This window comes from Euzebya sp., from assembly GCF_964222135.1.
Taxonomy (GTDB): Bacteria; Actinomycetota; Nitriliruptoria; order Euzebyales; family Euzebyaceae; genus Euzebya.
In genome coordinates, this window is record NZ_CAXQBR010000104.1 from 20913 (window position 1) to 37743 (window position 16831).

15 protein-coding genes are annotated in these 16831 nt (G+C 73.6%); 7 read left to right on the top strand and 8 right to left on the bottom strand.

Annotation, left to right across the window (positions count from 1 at the left end; all coding sequences use genetic code 11):
- The first annotated feature begins 232 nt into the window (after positions 1–232).
- From ACEQ2X_RS22730 to ACEQ2X_RS22740, 3 genes are all read left to right on the top strand, one after another.
- Complete coding sequence (locus ACEQ2X_RS22730; RefSeq protein ID WP_370328172.1) at positions 233–1141, top strand: 5'-3' exonuclease H3TH domain-containing protein; 909 nt, start codon at positions 233–235, stop codon at positions 1139–1141.
- Positions 1142–2224: a proline racemase family protein gene (locus ACEQ2X_RS22735; RefSeq protein WP_370328173.1), complete on the top strand. Its 1083-nt coding sequence runs from the start codon at positions 1142–1144 to the stop codon at positions 2222–2224.
- A gap of 65 nt (positions 2225–2289) precedes the next feature.
- Positions 2290–3456, top strand: a complete 1167-nt coding sequence (locus tag ACEQ2X_RS22740) for an MFS transporter (RefSeq protein ID WP_370328174.1) — start codon at positions 2290–2292, stop codon at positions 3454–3456.
- Here ACEQ2X_RS22740 and ACEQ2X_RS22745 read toward each other — a convergent pair.
- Both ACEQ2X_RS22745 and aceE read right to left on the bottom strand, forming a co-directional pair.
- On the bottom strand, positions 3432–5963 hold the full coding sequence (locus ACEQ2X_RS22745) for a cell wall-binding repeat-containing protein (protein WP_370328175.1): 2532 nt from the start codon (positions 5961–5963) through the stop codon (positions 3432–3434). The two genes, ACEQ2X_RS22740 and ACEQ2X_RS22745, sit on opposite strands and share 25 nt — an antisense overlap.
- Before the next feature lie 60 nt (positions 5964–6023).
- Positions 6024–8714, bottom strand: coding sequence for a pyruvate dehydrogenase (acetyl-transferring), homodimeric type (gene aceE / locus ACEQ2X_RS22750; RefSeq protein WP_370328248.1), 2691 nt, complete (start codon positions 8712–8714; stop codon positions 6024–6026).
- A gap of 247 nt (positions 8715–8961) precedes the next feature.
- On the opposite strand from aceE, the gene ACEQ2X_RS22755 reads away from it, so the two are divergent.
- The gene (locus ACEQ2X_RS22755; RefSeq protein WP_370328176.1) at positions 8962–9414 is read left to right on the top strand and encodes a septum formation family protein; all 453 of its coding nucleotides are present in this window, start codon (positions 8962–8964) and stop codon (positions 9412–9414) included.
- 17 nt (positions 9415–9431) lie between these two features.
- Here ACEQ2X_RS22755 and ACEQ2X_RS22760 read toward each other — a convergent pair whose 3' ends face one another.
- Positions 9432–9734, bottom strand: a complete 303-nt coding sequence (locus ACEQ2X_RS22760; protein WP_370328177.1) for a DUF3039 domain-containing protein — start codon at positions 9732–9734, stop codon at positions 9432–9434.
- Between the two features lie 54 nt (positions 9735–9788).
- On the opposite strand from ACEQ2X_RS22760, the gene ACEQ2X_RS22765 reads away from it, so the two are divergent.
- Together ACEQ2X_RS22765 and ACEQ2X_RS22770 are read left to right on the top strand one after the other, a co-directional pair.
- Complete coding sequence (locus ACEQ2X_RS22765) at positions 9789–10637, top strand: DUF1028 domain-containing protein (RefSeq protein ID WP_370328178.1); 849 nt, start codon at positions 9789–9791, stop codon at positions 10635–10637.
- A gap of 43 nt (positions 10638–10680) precedes the next feature.
- Entirely contained in the window at positions 10681–11298 is a 618-nt protein-coding gene (locus ACEQ2X_RS22770) for a TetR/AcrR family transcriptional regulator (protein WP_370328179.1), read from the top strand.
- Positions 11299–11304: 6 nt separating this feature from the next.
- Here the strand turns inward: ACEQ2X_RS22770 and ACEQ2X_RS22775 are convergent, their stop codons facing one another.
- The 5 genes from ACEQ2X_RS22775 to ACEQ2X_RS22795 form a co-directional block, all read right to left on the bottom strand.
- Complete coding sequence (locus tag ACEQ2X_RS22775) at positions 11305–11592, bottom strand: DUF6504 family protein (RefSeq protein WP_370328180.1); 288 nt, start codon at positions 11590–11592, stop codon at positions 11305–11307.
- Positions 11593–11791: 199 nt separating this feature from the next.
- A complete protein-coding gene (gene rocD / locus ACEQ2X_RS22780; protein WP_370328181.1) occupies positions 11792–13036 on the bottom strand; it encodes an ornithine--oxo-acid transaminase in 1245 nt (414 codons plus the stop codon).
- Entirely contained in the window at positions 13036–13893 is an 858-nt protein-coding gene (locus tag ACEQ2X_RS22785) for a dimethylarginine dimethylaminohydrolase family protein (protein WP_370328182.1), read from the bottom strand. The genes rocD and ACEQ2X_RS22785 overlap by 1 nt, the downstream gene beginning before the upstream one ends.
- A gap of 312 nt (positions 13894–14205) precedes the next feature.
- Entirely contained in the window at positions 14206–14829 is a 624-nt protein-coding gene (locus ACEQ2X_RS22790) for a GntR family transcriptional regulator (RefSeq protein ID WP_370328183.1), read from the bottom strand.
- A 57-nt stretch (positions 14830–14886) separates the two neighbouring features.
- Positions 14887–15819, bottom strand: coding sequence for a glycine betaine ABC transporter substrate-binding protein (locus ACEQ2X_RS22795; RefSeq protein WP_370328184.1), 933 nt, complete (start codon positions 15817–15819; stop codon positions 14887–14889).
- Positions 15820–15885: 66 nt separating this feature from the next.
- On the opposite strand from ACEQ2X_RS22795, the gene ACEQ2X_RS22800 reads away from it, so the two are divergent.
- Positions 15886–16830: a hypothetical protein gene (locus ACEQ2X_RS22800; RefSeq protein ID WP_372530586.1), complete on the top strand. Its 945-nt coding sequence runs from the start codon at positions 15886–15888 to the stop codon at positions 16828–16830.
- Position 16831: the final 1 nt, after the last annotated feature.

Below are 16831 nucleotides of genomic sequence, written 5' to 3' on the forward strand. Positions count from 1 at the left end.
CCGCAGACGCCTCTGGCGAAACCTGAGCGTAACGAACGGTGCCGCAGGTGGGGAGGGGGAGATCACGTCGTTCGACCCCCTCCGTCCGGGCCGATCGTCCCGTCGGTCCGCTGCTGGGATCGCGCCGATCCTCGCCGTCAGGCGAGGGAGGCCCCGATCGCGCCCGACCTCGCCGACCCTCCGCGGCCCGGGCTACGGTTGTCGAGGTCCCACCGGCACCCGCGGAGCCCCCATGTACGTGCACCTCGTGGACGGCACCTTCGAGCTGTTCCGCCACCACCACGCGCCCAACAACGACGACCCCGAGCGCGGGGCCGTCCGCGGCGTCCTGCGGTCGATGGTGTGGCTGCTCGAGCGCGGTGGTCCCGACGACATCCCGGCCACCCACGTCGGGGTCGCCACCGATCACGTCATCGAGAGCTTCCGCAACGCCCTGTGGCCGACCTACAAGTCGTCGGCCGGCGTGCCCCCGGAGCTGCTCGACCAGTTCACCCCGCTCGAGGACGCCCTCAGGGCGCTCGGGCTGGTGGTCTGGGCCATGGAGGAGCTGGAGGCCGACGACGCGCTGGCCGCCGCGGCGGCGCAGGCGGATGCCGACGACCGGGTGGCCAAGGTGATCATCGCCACGCCCGACAAGGACCTCGGCCAGTGCGTCCGCGGCGACCGGGTCATCCAGTGGGACCGGATGCGGGGCACCACGCGCGACGCCGACGGCGTGTTCGACAAGACCGGCGTCACGCCTGCGCAGATCCCCGACTGGCTCGGGCTGGTGGGCGATTCCGCCGACGGCTTCCCCGGCCTGCCCGGGTTCGGGGCGAAGACCGCCGCGGCGCTGCTGACCCGCTTCGGCCACATCGACGACATCCCCGACGACCACGCGGCGTGGGGGAAGGTGCGCGGGGCCGCGAAGCTCGCCGGCGTGCTGCGCGAGAACCGCCAGGAGGCCCTGCTGTTCCGCACGATCGCCACGCTGGTGGACGACGCGGACCTGGGCACGACCGTCGACGACCTGGAGTGGACCGGCCCGACGCTCGACTTCGAGGCCATCTGCGCCGAGTACGACTGCGACGATCTCCTCGACCGGGTGGCCGCGCTCCGCGACGGCGGCGCACCGCAGACCCAGGCCGAGCTGCCGCTCTAGATGGCCGCCTCGCTGACCCCCGACCCCGTCACGACGATCACCACCGAGGACTACCACACCGGCGGCGAGCCCTTCCGCATCGTCACGGGCGGCGTCCCGGAGCCGGAGGGGTCCACGGTGGCCGAGCGCCGGCTGTGGGCGGTCGAGCACCTCCAGGACGTCCGCCGCCTCTTGGTGAACGAGCCCCGCGGCCACGCGGACATGTACGGGTGCATCGTCACCCCGCCCGACGACGACGGTGCCGACCTCGGCTGCCTCTTCTTCCACAACGACGGGTTCTCCACCGCCTGCGGGCACGGGACGATCGCCCTCGCGACGTGGGCCGTCGAGACCGGCAGGGTCCGCGCGACCGCCGGGGAGGGGGAGGTGCGGATGGTGATCGACGTGCCGTCCGGCCGCCTCCCGGTGCGGATCCCGTTGGACGACGACGGCCGTCCCGCCGGCGTCGTCTTCCGCAACGTGCCCTCGTTCGTCGCGGGCGCGCAGATCATCGAGCACGGCGGCCAGCACCTGGCGGTGACCGTGGCGTTCGGCGGCGCCTTCTACGGGATCGTCGACGCCGGGCTGGCGGGGCTGCGGGTCGTCCCCGAGGAGCTCGGCGCGATCATCGCCCTCGCACGCGACCTGAAGGCCGAGCTGAACCGGACGCCGTGGGTCCACCCCGAGGATCCGCGGCTGTCGGGCATCTACGGGATCATCGTCGTCGACGAGCCCGATCCCGACGACCCGCCGCTCGAGGAGGTGCGGGTGCGGCTCGGGGACCCCGCCGAGGCGGTCGTGGTCCAGCGGAACGTGACCGTCTTCGCCGACGGCGAGGTCGACCGCTCCCCCACCGGCAGCGGCACCTCCGCCCGCCTCGCCGCCCTGCACGAACTCGACGACCTGCCGGCCGGTGCGGTGCTGGTGAACCGGTCGATCGTCGGCTCGGTCATGCTCGGCGTCGTCGAGGACGACGAGCCGGTCATGGTCGGACCGCACCGCGGCTACTCCACGCTGGTCGCCGGCCAGGCGTTCCGGACCGGCAGCCACACCTTCACCCTCGACCCCCGCGACCCCTTCGCGACGGGGTTCCTGCTGCGCTGATCCCTCACCGGCCGGGTAGCGTCCCGGCCCTGCGCCGCTCCTCCGCCAGCCGGGCCCTCGGGCTCGTGCTCTTCGCCGTCGCGTTCGGGACCAACGTCCCGACGCCGCTGCTGCTGCGCTACCGGGAGGTCCTCGACCTCTCCCCCACCGTCCTGACCGCGATCTTCGGCGTGTACGCGGCCGGCCTCGTGCCGACCCTGTTCGTGGCCGGGCCGGCGTCGGACCGGTACGGCCGGCGGGCGGTCGTGCTGCCGTTCACCGTCGTCGCGGTCCTCGCCTCGGCGGTGTTCCTCGGCGCGTCCTCGTCCCTCCCCCTCCTGCTGATGGGCCGGCTGCTGCAGGGCGCGGTGTCCGGGGCGGTGTTCAGCGTCGGCAGCGCGTGGATGGGCGAGCTCGTCGAGGACCCGGGGACCGCTGCGCGGCGGGCGACGACGGCGCTCAGCCTGGGCTTCGCGCTCGGGCCGCTGACGGCCGGTCTGCTCGGCCAGTGCGCACCCGGGCCGCTGGTCGTGCCGTACCTCGTCCACCTCGGCCTGCTGGCCGCCGGCCTGGTGGTGCTGCGCGGGGTGCCCGAGACGTTGCGGATCCGCCGCCCCGATGCGCCGCTCGTCAACCTCGGCGTGCCGCCGGCCGCGCGTGCGCCGTTCCTGGCCTTCGCGGTCCCCGCCGGGTTGTGCGTCTTCGCGTTCCCGTCGGTGTCGGTGACCGTCCTCCCCCTCGGGTTGCAACAGGCGATGCCCGGGCTCGACGTGGCCGTCACCGGGGTGGTCGCCGGCGTCACGATGCTCTCGGGCGTGCTGGTCCAGCAGGTCGCGCGGCGCACGGATCCGACGAGGGCAGCGCCGCTCGGCGCCGCCGCGGGCACGGTCGGCGTCGCGGTGGGGCTCATCGGGATCCTGCTCGACGCCCCCTGGCTGCTGCTGCCGGCCGCGGTGCTGCTCGGCTGCGGGTACGGGCTGACCCTCGCGTCCGGCCTCGGCGCCACCCAGCTGCTGGCCGCCGCAGACGCCCGCGGTGCGCTGACGTCGACGTTCTACGCGGTCGCGTACCTCGGCTTCGGCGTCCCGCTCGTCATGGCCGCCGTCAGCGACGGGACCGACTTCATCGGGTCCCTCGTCGGCCTGCTCGGCGTCGGCGTGGCGCTCGCGGCGGTCCTGGCCGTGGGCCCGGGCCGCCGCCACCTCGAGCGGCGGCGACCCGGAGCGACCTACTCGGCGGGGGCGGCCAGGTAGACGTCGGGGTCGACGTCCTCGCCGTCGAGGAGGCTGAACGACGAGATGGTGTCGAACAGGACCGAGCCGTCATCGGCGACCTGGACCCGGCCGGGGCAGTTGTTGGCCCCGACGACGGGACCCACGTCGACGCGCTCGGCGTCGCCGGTCGCCAGGTCGACCCGCACGGTGCCGCAGGCGCCGTCACCGGGACCTCGGGGCGCCGCGCCGGTGGAGAACGCCGCCCAGCTGCCGTCCGGGCTGACCGTCGGGCGGTTCGCGCCGCCGGTGGGCACCCCGGCGTCGTCGACGCTGATGGCCCGGGTCTGGTCGGCTGCACGGTCGCGGACGTAGACGTCGGCGTCCGGGGCCTCGTCACCCTCGGCCAGACCCGTCGCGTCGGTCGCGAACACGACGACCTGGCCGTCGGCGCTGATCCCCAGCCGCCCCGCGTCGTTGAAGTCCTCGGTCGACGTCTGCGCGCCGCCGGTCGCGACGGAGGCGATCTCGAGGGTGCCGCTCGCGATCTCGTAGGTGTAGACGTCGGTGCCCTCATCGGTGTCCGCGTCGATCAGGGGCAGGTCGGTGTAGAAGGCGATGGTCGAGCCGTCGTCGCTCAGCGCCGGCGTGCCGACCCCGCTGCCGTCGCCGAACGGGGTGCCGTCGGGCAGGGTCACCGCGCCGGTCTCCCCGGTCGTGCGGTCGTGCCACAGGATGCCGAACCCCGACGCGCCGGAGAACTGGCCCCGGTAGGACACGACCGTGCCGTCGTCGGAGATGTCGATGTTCGACGGCTTGCTGATCGGCGTGCCGTCCAGGTCGTAGGAGACCAGCTCGACCGAGCCGTCCGACAGGTCGTGGACGTACCCGGAGGTGAGGAACCCGCCGCCGGGGGCGTCGGGGTCGAGGCCCGTGTCCGGTGAGGTGAAGACCACGTACCCGGCGCTCGCGACGTTCGGCGGGCCGTCGCTGAAGGTGATGCCGGCGGCGGCGGGCTGGCCGTCCGCGTCGACGTCGACGAGCGTGACCTCCCGGCCCGCCGGCGTCTGGCGGACCGCGTAGACGTGCCGCAGACCGTCGGACTCGCCCTCGACGACCTCGCCGTCGGACACGAAGGCCATCAGCGACCCGTCAGCCGAGATGGCCGGGTAGTCCCCGCCGGCGGCGGTGCCGTCGGCACCGAGGGACACGAGGGACAGGTCGGACACGCCATAGGTGGCCGTGGTCGTCTGCACCGCCCCGTTCGGCAGCTCGACGCTGATGTCGAGGCCGCAGCCCTCGCTCGCGGCGGTGATGACCACGTCGACCACGCCACCGGACACCGGCACCTCGACGGGCTCCGCGAGGCAGCTGCCGGCCGCGGTCACCGAGGACGCCGTGCTGCCGGGCAGCGCGACCCGGACCGTCTGGCCGCTCGACACGACCGCGCCCTCCGCGGGCGTGAACACCATCTCGACCGCCGGCGGCAGGTCCAGGGCGACGCGGGCGTCCTCGCAGACGCCGGGCGCCGTGACGCAGGTCAGCACGGGGAAGCCCGCGACGTCATCGGTGTCGACCGCGAAGCCGGCGCCGGACAGGAACGCGGTGGTCGCGGGCGGCAGCGCGTCACCGGCGGCCAGGACGATCGGGGCGTCGTTGAGCGCGCTGTGCGCGGCGGCGGCGAACCCGCCGGCCCACGCGTCCGCCCCCTGCCCCTCGACGAGCAGCACCTGGGCGGCGTCGGCCGCCGTGGGCGCGCCGCGCTTCTCCGCGACGGCGGCGGCCGTCGAGGCCCGGTCCGGGCCGGCGAGCCGCTCGGTGGTGATGCCCATGGCGCGGATCTCGGCCTCCACCGCGTCGCTGATCGCCGCGGTGCCGCCCATGATCTCGACCTGGCGGATGCCCGCGTCGAGCAGGTGCTGGCGCGTCGAACCCGTCAGGCGCTCGGTCTCGGTCAGCAGCACCGGCCAGCGGTTCTCCGCCGCCATGCCGCCCGCCGCGAGCGCGTCGGCGAACCCCTGCGTCGGGTCGGTCGCCCCCTCGGACGGGAACGCCCGCGCGAGGATCACGGTGTCGGCCTCAGGGGCGTCCGTGGCCGCGACGGCGACCGCGGTCTCGAAGCGCGAGCCGCCGGCGCGGCGCTCGACGGCGAAGCCCTCGGCGGCCCGCTCGTCGGCGACCGCCGGGGCGAGCGCGCTCTCACCGCCCAGCAGGATGACCCGCGAGGGGCCCAGGCGGGTCAGCTCGGCGAGGACCCGAGCGGGCACCGGGCCGTTGCGGGGCACCAGCAGCAGCGGGCTGTCGGCCTGCAGGACGCCCGACGCGAGCGAGTCGGCGAACTCGTCGTCCCGGCCGATCACGACGGTGTCGACGGACTGGAAGTCCGTCGCCTCGCTGAGGAGCACGGCGATCTCGGCGTTCGAGATCGGGTCGTCGTCCTTCACGATCGAGGTGGTGTCGGTCGTGGTCGTGGTGGCCGCCCCCGCGGCGGGGGCCAGGGCCGCCGTGCAGGCGAGCACGGCGAGGAGGGCGAGCAGTCGACGTCGCATGGCAGAGGACCTCGTGAGGCAGCCCGGTTCGCCCCCCCGGCCTCAGCGCTGCACCACGCCCTAGCGGGCGCGGTGCAGCTCGTCCCAGACGCGGAGGTCGGGGTCGATGTCGTAGGTCTCGATGGCCTTCGCGACCATCTCGGCGTCGATCTCGCCGGCGAGGGCCAGCTCGTGGAGCACCGCGACGACGACGGACTCCGCGTCGATCCTGAAGATCCGGCGGAGCGCCTCGCGGGTGTCGGACCGGCCGAACCCGTCGGTACCGAGGATCCCGAACGGCCCGGGGACGAACGGCTCGACCAGGCCGGGAACGGCCTTCTGGTAGTCGGTCACCGCGACGAACGGGCCGCCGCGGGACTCACCCAGCTTGCGGGTGATGAGGGGCACCTGCGGCTCAGCAGTCGGGTGGTCGCGGTTGGTCGTGGTGCACGCGACCCCGTCCCGGTGCAGCTGCACCCAACCCGGCACCGACCAGATGTCGGCGGCGACGTCCCAGTCCTCCCCCAGCATCTGCTGGGCCTTCAGCGCCGCCGGCATCGCCGACCCGCTCGACAGGATCTGGGCCCGGTGGGACCGCTCGTCCTCGAACGTCGCGTACCGGTAGATCCCGTCCAGGATCTCGGACTCGTCGAGGCCCTCGGGCATCGGCGGCTGCGGGGTCGGCTCGTTGTAGACCGTCAGGTAGTACATGACGTCCTCGGCGTCCTCGCCCATCATCCGGCGCACGCCGTCCTCGGTGACCACGGCCACCTCGTAGGCGAACGCCGGGTCGAAGTGCTCGACCGCCGGGTTCGTCAGCGCCATCAGCGGCGAGTGGCCGTCCTCGTGCTGCAGCCCCTCGCCGTTCAGCGTGGTCCGCCCTGCCGTGGCGCCGATCAGGAAGCCGCGGCACCGCTGGTCGGCCGCGGACCAGATCGAGTCGCCCGTCCGCTGGAAGCCGAACATCGAGTAGAAGATGTAGACGGGCAGGATCGCCTCGCCGTGGGTGGCGTAGGCCGACCCGGCGGCGGTGAACGACGCCATCGACCCGGCCTCGGTGATCCCCTCGTGGAGGATCTGGCCGTCCTTCGCCTCCTTGTAGCTGAGGAGCATCGCCTGGTCGACGGGCTCGTAGGTCTGGCCGTGGACCGAGTAGATCTTCGCGGTCGGGAACAGCGAGTCCATGCCGAACGTGCGGGCCTCGTCGGGGATGATCGGCACGATGCGCTCGCCGATCCCCTCGTGCTTGAAGAGGTCCTTCAGCAGCCGGACGAACGCCATCGTGGTGGCGACCTCCTGCTTGCCGGAGCCCTTCTTCAGCTCCTCGTACGCCGAGTGCGCCGGCAGGTCGGGTGCCGTCACCTGGACGCGGCGCTCGGGCAGGTAGCCGCCGAGCTCGCGCCGCCGCTCGTGGAGGTAGTCGATCTCCTCCGACCCCTCCCCCGGGTGGTAGTACGGCGGCAGGTCGCCCTCGAGGTCGGCGTCGGAGATGTCGAGGTGCAGGCGATCGCGGAAGGTCGTCAGCGCCTTGCGGGTCAGCTTCTTCATCTGGTGGGTGGCGTTGCGGGCCTCGAAGTCCGGCCCGAGCGTCCAGCCCTTGATGGTCTTCGCGAGGATCACGGTCGGCTGGCCGGTGTGCTCGGTCGCCGCCTTGAAGGCCGCGTAGACCTTCCGGTAGTCGTGTCCGCCACGGTCGAGGACCGGCAGGTCGGACTCGGTCAGGCCGGACTCGTCGAGGATGCGCGCCAGCTCCGGGGTGTTGAAGAAGTGGTCCCGGATGTACTGGCCGTCCTTGGTCGTGTAGGTCTGGAACTGCCCGTCGGGGGTGGCGTTCATCCGCTCGACCAGGTCGCCGTTGACGTCGAGGGACAGCAGCTGGTCCCACTTGCGGCCCCAGATGACCTTGATGACGTTCCAGCCGGCGCCGCGGAACAGGCTCTCGAGCTCCTGGATGATCTTGCCGTTGCCGCGCACCGGCCCGTCGAGGCGCTGCAGGTTGCAGTTGACGACCCAGGTGAGGTTGTCGAGCTCCTCGCGACCGGCGACGGTCAGCGCGCCCTGCGCCTCGGGCTCGTCCATCTCGCCGTCACCGATGAAGGCCCACACCCGCTGGGCGGACGTGTCCTTCATCCCCCGGTTGTGCAGGTACTTGTTGAAGCGCGCCTGGTAGATCGAGTTGATCGCGCCGAGCCCCATCGACACGGTCGGGAACTCCCAGAACTCCGGCATCAGCCGGGGGTGGGGGTAGGACGACAGGCCGCCGGCCTGCGACTCCTGGCGGAACAGGTCCAGCTGCTCCTGGCTGAGCCGTCCCTCCAGGTACGCCCGCGCGTACACGCCTGGCGATCCGTGGCCCTGGATGAAGAGCTGGTCCCCGCCGCCCTCGTGGTCCTTGCCCCGGAAGAAGTGGTTGAAGCCGACCTCGTAGAGGCTCGCCGCCGAGGCGTAGGTCGCGATGTGCCCGCCCACGCCGACCCCCGGGCGCTGGGCGCGGGTCACCATGACCGCGGCGTTCCAGCGGATGTAGGAGCGGATGCGGCGCTCGATCTCCTCGTCGCCGGGGAAGTCCGGCTCGCGGGAGGGCGGGATGGTGTTGATGTAGTCCGTCGAGCGGAGCGCGGGCACGCCGACGCCGATCTCGCGGGACTTCTCGAGGAGGCGGAGCATGAGGTACCTCGCACGCTCCCGCCCGTGGTGGCTGACGACGGCTTCCAACGAGTCGATCCACTCCCGGGTCTCGGCAGGGTCGACGTCGGGCAGCTGGGTCGGCATCCCATCGGTGATGATGCGCTGTGGATCGCGGTGGATGTCGCTCACGTGATGCCCTCCGTACGGGTTTCGGTGCACCAGAGCCTATGCGGCGCGGCCACGCCGTCGAGGGGTGCGGACGCGGAGATCCGGTGCTGACAGGTCGGTGACGCGGCTCCCGCCGGACGGTGCGGTCGAGCCGTCGGTGCGTATCCTCCCCGGACGCGCTCGCGCGCGACGACCGTCCACCCCGGAAGGGACCCCTGAACCGATGCGCTCCACCCGCCGCCTGCTGCCAGGCCTGCTCCTCGCCCTCGCCGTCCTCGTGGGCGCCTGCAGCCCCTCGGCGCTCGCCTTCACCATCGGTGACTGCGTCAACCTGCCCGACGGGTCCCAGATCGACGACTACGAGTCGGTCGATTGCGAGGAGGCCCACGACGCCGAGGTCTTCGCCCTCCCCCAGCACCCCGGCGGCGAGGAGGAGGCGTACCCGGGCGAGTCCGCGCTGAACGAGCTCGCCCGCGAGCGCTGCGAAGCCGAGTTCGAGCCCTACGTCGGCACCGCGTACGCCGACTCGGCCATCTACTACACCGCGCTGACCCCGGGCGAGGAGTCCTGGACCGAGGCGGATGACCGCGAGATCGTCTGCCTGCTGGTCGGCGAGCCGCAGGATGACGGCACCTTCGCCCAGCTCACCGGCTCGAAGGAGGGGTCGGGCGAGTAGCCGGCCCCGGGTGATGGCTACTCGCCGTCGCCGTCCCCGCCACCGCGGCCCTGCATGCGGTCCTTGATCCGCTTGCAGTCGGGGCACACCGGGTACTTGGACCCGTCGCGGCTGGGCACCCACTTCTTGCCGCACAGCGCCTTGATCGGCACGCCGGTGACCATCGACTCGGTCACCTTTGCCCGGGGGTTGCGTCCCCAGACGTAGTGGGCGAAGCGGTCGTGGTCGCCGTCATCGGTGCGGCGGAGCTGCTCGCGCTCCTCGACCCGCGTCAGCTCGTCGACGTCGGGGACGATCACCGGGGTCTGGGTGTCGCTCATCTGGCCCTCCTGGCGCTGTCGAGTCCGCGCCTGCGGGCACCTACGGTAGCGGCCATGACCTACTCCATCGCTGCCGCCGACCCCGACCGCGACCAGGTCGGGGTGGCCGTCCAGTCGAAGTTCCTGGCCGTCGGGAACCTCGTGCCCTGGGCGCGGGGCGGGGTGGGGGCGTGCGCCGTCCAGGCCTTCCCGGACGTCACCGTGGGGCCGCGGGCGCTCGACCGCCTCGAGGCCGGGGAGGACCCCCAGGCGATCCTCGACGACCTGGTCGTCGACGACCCGATGGCCGCCCAGCGCCAGACGGGCCTGGTCGCCGCGGACGGGCGCGCGGCCAGCCACACCGGCGAGGCCTGCTTCGCCTGGCGGGGGCACCGCGTCGGCCCCGGGTTCGCGATCCAGGGCAACGTGCTGGTCGGGCCGGAGGTGGTCGACGCGATGGCAGAGGCGTTCCTCGCCGCCACGGCCCGACCGCTGGCCCACCGGCTGCTGGCGGCGCTCGAGGCGGGGCAGGCCGCTGGCGGGGAGAAGCGCGGGATGGAGTCGGCCGCCGTCGTCGTGCGCCAGCCCGGCGGCGGGTACGGCGGCAACCACGACCGGCTGGTCGACCTGCGGGTCGATCACGACGACGACCCGATCACCCGGCTCGGCGAGCTGCTCGAGATCCGCGACCACCACTTCGACCGGGCGCCGGCGGAGGAGTGGGTGCCCCTCGACGACGACCTGACCGTCGAGGTGGCCGCGCGCCTCCGCGGCGGCGGGTGGCTGGCCGAGGGGCAACCCCTGGCCCATGCGCTGATGGGCTACCTCGGGTGGGAGAACCTCGAGGAGCGCTGGACCGACGCGGTGTCGATCGACCCCGTCGCCCTGGCCCACCTCCGGCGGCACCTGCCGCGGTCGGGCTGACCCGGGGGGTCACAGGAGCCGGGTCGGCCGCTAGGGTGAGACGATGTCTCCGCCGACGGACGCGACGACGACGTTCCGACGACCTGGGGGGCGTCGGGGGCGGGCACGCCTGACGACGCTGCTCGACGCCGCCGAGGCGCTGGTCGTCGACGGCGACGTGGACGCGATCACGCTGGATGCGGTCGCCGAGCGGGCGTCGCTGCCGCTGTCGACGGTCCGCGCCCAGGCTGACGACGTCCGGGCGCTGTTCGACCAGCTGGTCCTGCGCCTGCTCGACCGCCACGACGCGGTGCTGAACCGGGCGCTGCCGACCGAACCCGAACCGCTGGTCGAGGTGGCGGCCGGGGTCTACGACACCTACGTCGCGCACTACCGCGCCGTCCCGGCCTTCCGTGCGCTGCGGTGCTCGTCGCGGTTCACCGACCGCCACCGCGAGTGGTTCGATCGGCGGGTGCGCCGGATGCTGATCCGCGTCCAGAGCCGGACCGTCCCGACGAACCTGACCGTCGAGCAGCTGCGGATCCCCTGGACGGTCGCCGACGCGATGCTCGAGGCGGCGTTCCGCCACGAGCCCGACGGCGACCCGGTGCTGATCGATGAGGGCCGTGCCCTGGTCCGCAACTCCGTCGAGCGGCTGGTCACCGCGACCGCCGCGGTCTAGCCGGCGTCAGTCCCAGACCCGGTCGAGGCGCCAGGTGCCGCCCTCGGCCACGAGCTCGTAGATGCCCCGTGTCGGAGTTCCGTTCTGCGCCTCCACCCGCCACAGGTCCCGTTGGGGCACCTCCACCCCTCCCCCGGTCCAGTACGCCGCGTCCTCGCGCCAGTGCCCCAGGACCGCCAGCACCCGGTAGCGGCCGCCCCGCCAGGTGAACCCGGCGGGGACCGCCCGGTCCTCGGCGGTGCTGTCGGCGTCGTCGACGTGGACCTCGACGGGTTCCCGGTATCGCTTCGTCATCGTCGCTCCTGGGTGCGGAGGGGAGATCGATGACCGTCGGGAAGGGAGCAGGGACGGGTGGTGTCGCGCCTTCCCAACGCGACCCACCCGTCCCTGCAGGCGGTCTCCCGGACGGCTGGGGGATGCGCCGTCTCAGGAGCCACCATCGTACATGTGTTCGATCTCGTGCGTCAACCGGGTTGTCGTCACCCGACCGGCATCACCCGAGCACGTCGACCATGCGGTCGACGATCCAGTCCGCCTCCTCCGCGGTGATCACCAGCGGGGGCGCCAACCGGATGGTCGTCTCGTGGGTGTCCTTCGCGAGGAGGCCGGCGGGGCCTGCCGGCCCATCCACCTGGGCGGACAGCAGCGCCTCGCAGTAGCGGCGGGCCGGCGGGTCGGCGTCGACCAGCTCCACGCCGAGCCACAGCCCCCGGGCGCGCACCTCCCGCACCCGCGGCAGGTCGGCCGCCCGGAGCCGTGCGGCCATCCGCGCCCCCAGCTCGTCGGCGTTCCGCTGGTGGGACCCCTCCGCCAGGAGGGCCACGACCTCGCGGCCGACGGCGCAGGCCAGCGGGTTCCCGCCGAAGGTCGACCCGTGCTGGCCCGGCCGGATCACCCCGAGCACGTCGGTCCGCCCGACCACGGCCGACAGCGGCACGATGCCCCCGCCGAGGGCCTTGCCCAGCAGGAGCAGGTCAGGGCGGACGTCCTCGTGGTCGCAGGCGAACGTCCGGCCGGTGCGCCCGAGCCCCGACTGGATCTCGTCGGCGATCAGCAGCACCCCCTCGGCGTCGCAGATCTCGCGGACGTCCCGCAAGTAGCCGTCGGGCGGGATGACCACGCCGGCCTCCCCCTGGATCGGCTCGATGAGGACCGCGGCGGTGCGGGGGGTGATCGCGTCGGCGATGGCGTCCGCCCGGCCGTAGGGCACGCGCACGAAGCCCGGCGTGTAGGGGCCGAAGTGGTCGTGGGCGAGGGGATCGTCTGAGAAGGACACGATCGTGGTGGTGCGGCCGTGGAAGTTGCCCTCGGCGACGATGATCTCCGCCGTCCCGTCGGGGACGCCCTTGACCTCGTAGGCCCACTTGCGGGCGGTCTTGATGCCCGTCTCCACCGCCTCCGCGCCGGTGTTCATGGGCAGCACCAGCCCGGCCGGCCGCCCGTCGGCGTCGACCTCGATGCGGCACAGGTCGACCAGCTCGGCGCAGAAGGGGCCCAGCTGGTCGTTGTGGAAGGCCCGGCTGGTCAGGGTGAGCCGGTCGAGCTGGGCCCGCGCCGCCGCGACCAGGCGCGGGTGGCCGTGCCCGAAGTTGAGCGCGGAGTACGCCGCCAGGGCGTCGAGGTAGCGGCGACCGTCCTCGTCGGTCACGTAGGCCCCGGACGCGGTGGCGATCACGACCGGCAGCGGGTGGTAGTTGCGCGCGCCGAAGCGCTCCTCGAGCTGCAGTGCCAGCGACATCAGGCCACATCCTCCACGAGCGCGGGACCGGCCGCCACGGCGCGGGTGAGCCGCGTGTCGAGCGGCAGCGTCAGACAGCGGACCGCCCCGCCGGCCTTCGTGAACTCCCCGACGTCGACCACGACGACGTCGAAGCCCCAGGCCTCCAGCGCGCGGCCGACCGGCGGCGGGCAGGCGGGCATGACGACGGTGCGACCGACGACCGCGCTGTTCGCCGCGAACGTCGCCGCCTGGTCCGCGTCGAGCACCAGCGGCTCGGGGATCTGCGCCATCACCGCCCGGGCGCCGGCGGCGTCGTAGGCGTCCGGGAACACGATGGCCCGCCGCCGGTCGAGGGGGCAGAGGGTCAGGTCGACGTGGTACCAGCGCGGGTCGGCCAGCTCGACGCCGACGACCTCGCGGCCGGTCCAGCCCGACACGAAGGCGTGCGCCGACGTCGTGGACCGCTGGCCGTGGCCGGCGACCAGCACCTCGCCGAGGGGGAGGCAGTCCCCGAGCCCCTCGAGCACCGCGCCGTCCGGCAGGTGGGCGACGGCGAGGTCGTGCGCCGCGGCCCAGGCGGCGAACCGGTCGGTCTCCCCCGCGCGCTCGGGCCAGCGCATCCGCCCGGCGATGAAGGTGGCGCCGTCGACCAGCCCGGCGTTCGCGGTGAACACCATGTCGGGCAGGTCGGGGACCGCCTCGACGACCTCCACCTCCGCCCCGGCCCGGCGGAGGGCTTCCGTCAGATCGAGCCACTGCACCATGGCGAGATCGCGGTCCACCACGCCGTGCATCCACGGGTTGATCGCGTAGGCGACCTCGTAGTGGGTCGGCGGGCACATCAGGTACCGCCGGCCCCAGCTCAGCTCCTCCACGCCACCAACCCTCCTGTTCCGGTCGTCTGATCGTCAGACAATACGCGATCGCGGAGGTGGAGGGACGGGGATCTGCGGCGGGCGGGCTGGGCGCCCACACCCCCGGGGTCTGTCCGGTTCGTTGCGTCCTGCGAGACGAAGGTGACAGACCCCGCCGGCTGGGCGTGCCACCCCCCGGAGGTCTGTCGGGTCTGTTGCGCCCTGCGAGACGAAGGTGACAGACCGGTGCTCAGGTGCTGCGCGACAGACCGGCGCTCAGCCGCTGCGCGACAGACCGGCGCTCAGCCGCTGTGCGTAAGACCCCGCCGGCTGTCAGGCGCCGGCGACGCGGACGAGGGTGTCGCGGGCGCGGGCGACGTGGTGCAGCGCGGCGGCGAGGTAGCCCTCGCGGTCCCCGGCGCGAAGGAGCTCGAGGAGCCGGGTGTGCTCGGCGACCTTGTCCGGCTCGGGTTGGGCCCGGTCGGCGGACACCAGCAGCAGACGGAGCTCGCCTGCCAGCTGGGAGTGGAACGCCGTGATCCGCGGCGATCCCGCGGCCTGCACGACGGCGCGGTGGAACGCCTCGTCCGCTTCGGCCCCCGCCTGGGTGTCGCCGGCGTCGACGGCGCGCCGCATCGCCTCGAGCGCCTCGGCGGCGGCGGTCGTGTCGCCCAGGTCCGCGGTCGCGACGTGGCGCTCGATCATCGATCGCGCCGCGATCAGGTCGTCGACGTCCGCCGCCGTGTGGCGGGTCACGATCGCGCCGCGGTGGTGCGCCTGGGTGACCAGGCCCTCGGCGACCAGCACCTTGATGGCCTCGCGGACCGTCGACCGCCCGACCTCGAACCTGGCGGCGAGCACCTGCTCGCGGAGGGACGCCCCCGGCGCGAGCGCGCCGCCGAGGATCTCCCCGCGGACCGCCTGGGCGACCTGGTCGGTCAGGCTGAGCCGTTGCACCGGCGGGACGCTACCGCACGGACCGGACCGCGCCGGGACCGTCGATCCGCCGCGCGGTCAGCCACCGCCCCCCAGGGGGCTCGCGTCGAGGAAGGCCCCCGCCACCTGGTCGATCGGGGTGCCTGCCTGCGCCTCGGCGTTCAGATCGGCCAGGGCGTCGGTCGTCAGCTCCGCCGACAGGGACCCGACGAGCCGTTCGGCCCGGTCGTCGAGCACCGTGGTGTCGAGCCGGACCACGGGGGCGACCACCTGCGCCGGGAACACCCCCTGGTCGTCGGTCAGCGCGACCAGGCCGAGCTCGCGGGCCAGCCCGGAGGTCGCGCTGGCCATCCCCGCGATGCAGGTCCCCTCCGCCGTCCCCCGCAGGGCCTCCTCCTCCCCCGCGCCGCGGGTTGCGGTGGCGTCCGGGGCGATCGCGTAGGTGTCGGCCAGGTAGGCGTACCCCGACGGCGCGTCGAGGAAGGCCGGGTCGGCGCAGAGCGCGCCGTCGACCTGTCCGAGCTCGCCCGCCAGCCAGGTCAGCGTCGCGTCCTCGGCATCGGTCAGGGCCTCGGGCCGGACGAAGAACGCGAGGCGGGCGTCGACGCCGCTCGAGGTGAGCCACCGCAGCCCGTTGCCCTCCTCCTCCGCCGCCACCGCCTCATAGGACTCCTGGGCGTCGATCGGCGGGGCGGTCAGCCCGAGGGCGAGCGCCCACGTCGCACCCGAGTAGTCCCAGTAGACGTCGATGTCGCCGTCCAGGGCGGCCTCGCGCACGTCGGTGGTGTCGCCGAGGTCGGGCACCACCTCGGCGGGGTGGCCATCGCGGTCGAGCAGCCCGGCGGTCAGCGCGGCGAGCACCTGCTGCTCGGTCGTGGACCCCGCCCCCACCCGGATCGGCCGGGGGTCGTCGGCGCCGTCGCAGGCTGTGAGCGCGACCGCCACCAGCAGCGCCAGGACCGGCGCGATGAACCGGCGTGCGGAGCGTCGGGAGGCGGTTGGGGCTGGCACTCCCCGACGCTACTCTCGCGCACCATGCACCGCAGTTCGCCGAGCTCCTGGCACCGCAGATCGTTCTTGCGCGTCGCGTCGGCCGCGACCGCCGGACTGGCGCTGACGGCGTGCGGCGGCGAGGGCGCGGCCACCGGCGGGACCGCGTCGGAGGCCCCGGCGACCGATTCCGCGGACCTCCCCGCACCGGATGCACAGGGCACGCTCTTCGTGCAGCAGGCCTCCGTCGAGTACCTCACCGGCCAGGACCGCTACCTCGCCTTCGGGGTGCTCACGACGGAGATGTCCCCGCTCGGGGAGGACCGTCCCGTGCAGGTCTACCTCCGCCGCATCGCGACGTCGCCGGAGGAGACCGCGGAGGTCGTCGCCGGCCCGCTCGAGACGACCTTCAGCCCGGCGGTCGACACCGGCCAGCCGGTGTACTTCGTGCGGACCGACCTCAGCGACGAGGGGCTCTTCGAGATCGTGGCGCTGGCGGGCGAGGACTTCGGCACCGCGGCGATCCAGGTCGTCGACCCCCAGGACTCGAGGGTGAAGGACCCGACGGACCAGTCGCCCGTGATCCCGGGCACCGAGGCGATCAGCGCGCCGACCGCCACGGTCGCCGACGACCGGGGCGTGTTCGACATCTGCACCCAGGACCCCGAGTGCGGCATGCACGAGATGAGCCTGGACGAGGCCCTGCAGACCGGCCGCCCGGTCGCGCTCATGTTCGCCACCCCGCAGTTCTGCCAGACCGCCGTCTGCGGCCCGTCGGTCCAGACCCTCGAGACGATCCGCACCGAGGGCGACTGGGGCGACACGATCTTCATCCACAGCGAGATCTACGCCGAGGAGCCGAGCGGCACCGAGGTCGCCGCGACACCCGTCGTCGACGCGGTCGCGGCGTGGGGCCTGCCCACCGAGCCGTGGTTCTTCACGATCGGCGCCGACGGCGTCGTGGTAGACCGCCTGGACGGCCCGATGCCCCGCGAGATCCTGCAGGCGATGCTCGAGGACCTCACGGCCTGAG